This window comes from Coprococcus sp. AM100_B19A (assembly GCF_027662015.1).
GTDB lineage: Bacteria > Bacillota > Clostridia > Lachnospirales > Lachnospiraceae > Allocoprococcus > Allocoprococcus comes.
Genome location: NZ_JAQDKN010000038.1, coordinates 1 through 2,105, shown reverse-complemented (window position 1 = coordinate 2,105; position 2,105 = coordinate 1). Strand labels below are relative to the sequence as shown.

Sequence of the window (2,105 nt, the reverse complement as noted above, 5' to 3'; positions counted from 1 at the left end):
GATTCCTTTTTATTTCATACTTATACAATACAAAGTCAATCTCAATTTAACCTCAACAAAATTTATTTTTCATAAAAAAATATGACCGGCTTCTTTTTAAAGAAACAGTCATATTTTTATTCTAATATATGAAGGAGCTTTTCTTACTCCGTTGTATTAATCACTATTTTATTTCTTCCATAAGCTGTCGGATTTTTCTCAATGTACACCGTGTAACTGCCAGGTCATCTTCTTGTATATTCGATATAATTTTTTCATAAGCTTCTATCATTTTTTCTTTCTGACAATTACTTAATTCAATTGCCTTGTTCGTCAAAACAAGGTATGTTCTTTCTTTTTTTTCATCTAATTTCCAGATAATATATCCTTTATTTTCAAGACTTTTTACCATCTTAGATGTTTCTGGAATCGATAATTTCATGTATTCTGCCACTTCTGAAAGATATACTCCTTCATGACAGTCTGATTTTTCAACACATTCCTTTATACTATAAAGAAACAAATAATCTGTTCTTTCAACAAATTCAAATATACTTTCAACATTGATGCTCTTTAAAAAAAACTCCTCTGCACTGGTTCCTGCTCCCATATTATCGTTCCTCTCTTTCTATATATTCTTTTTTGCTGACTAGACTCTTATATGCCGGGCGAATGATCTTATCTGTAGTTATCAATTCTTCCAGGCGATGTGCACTCCAACCAGCAATTCTTGCTATCGCAAATAATGGCGTGTACAATTCTCTTGGAATATTCAACATGTCATACACAAAACCACTATAGAAATCTATATTAGGACTTACTCCTTTGAATATCTGACGCTGCTTTGCAATCAACTTAGGTGCAATCTTCTCAATATTGTTATAAAGGGTCATATCTTTCTCACGTCCTTTATCCCTTGCGAGTTGTTCTACAAAGCCTTTGAACACCCTTTCTCTTGGATCTGAAATAGAATATACAGCATGTCCCATTCCATAAATAAGTCCTTTCTGATCAAACGCCTCTTTCTTCAAAATCTTACTCAGATATGATGCAATTTCCTCTTCGTCTTCATAATCTTTCACATGACTTTTAATATCATCCATCATATTCATTACCATCAGATTTGCACCGCCATGTTTTTTTCCTTTTAAGGATGACATTGCTGCTGAAATAACAGAATAAGTATCTGAACCTGAAGATGTTACTACCCGTGTAGTGAATGTAGAATTGTTACCACCACCATGTTCCATATGTAACAATAATGCTATATCCAGTACTCTTGCTTCCAGTTCTGTGAATTTTGTATCTGGTCTTAATAGGCGCAGGAAATTTTCAGCAATAGATAAATCTTTTTCAGGTCTATGAATATACATACTTTCGTTTTTTTCATAATGACAATAAGCATGGTATGCATATACTGCTAACATAGGAAATGCTGCGATCAACTGCATACTCTGCCTTAGCACATTCGGAATTTCAAGACTTTCTTTCTCCTTATCGTAAGAGCCCAATGTAAGAATACTTCGAGTCATAGAACCCATAATATCTGATGTAGGTGCTTTCATAATGACATCTCTGGTAAAGTTAGTCGGTAGTTCCATACAATCAGATAGTCTTCCCTGAAATTCCATTAACTGTGTATCAGTTGGCAATTCTCCGAATAAAAGAAGATATGCTCCTTCTTCAAAGACAAACCTTTTTCCTTTACTTCCTGTTACTAAATCTTTTATATTATAACCACGATAAGATAACTCGCCATCACATGGACTCTTTACTCCATCACGATATTCAAAAGCTTTTATATCAGAAATATTTGTAAGCCCCGTCAACACACCTTGGCCTTTTTCATCTCGTAAGCCTCTTTTTACACCATACTCTGAATACAGATTCTTACTAATGCTATCATTTTGTTCACAAAAAATTGCTTGCTGTTTCATATAATTTTCCAAATTGCTCATTTGAATCGCTCCTTTCATTCTGTTACGAACTTACATACTATACTCAGATATTCTTGTTTCCAGTGCATTCAGCATTGTCTGTTCTTTTTCTTATTCTTATTCATTAGCAATACAATACAATGGAAAACTCAATTTAACCTCAACAAGGTTTGTTTTTTCATCCATGCA

At 33.4% G+C, this 2,105-nt stretch carries 2 protein-coding genes; both read right to left on the bottom strand.

Annotated features, from left to right (window positions below):
* Positions 1-163 precede the first annotated feature (163 nt).
* Complete coding sequence (locus PGQ33_RS16605) at positions 164-589, bottom strand: MarR family winged helix-turn-helix transcriptional regulator (protein ID WP_006858455.1); 426 nt, start codon at positions 587-589, stop codon at positions 164-166.
* 1 nt (position 590) lies between these two features.
* A complete protein-coding gene (locus PGQ33_RS16600; RefSeq protein ID WP_172679323.1) occupies positions 591-1,955 on the bottom strand; it encodes a citrate/2-methylcitrate synthase in 1,365 nt (454 codons plus the stop codon).
* Positions 1,956-2,105: the final 150 nt, after the last annotated feature.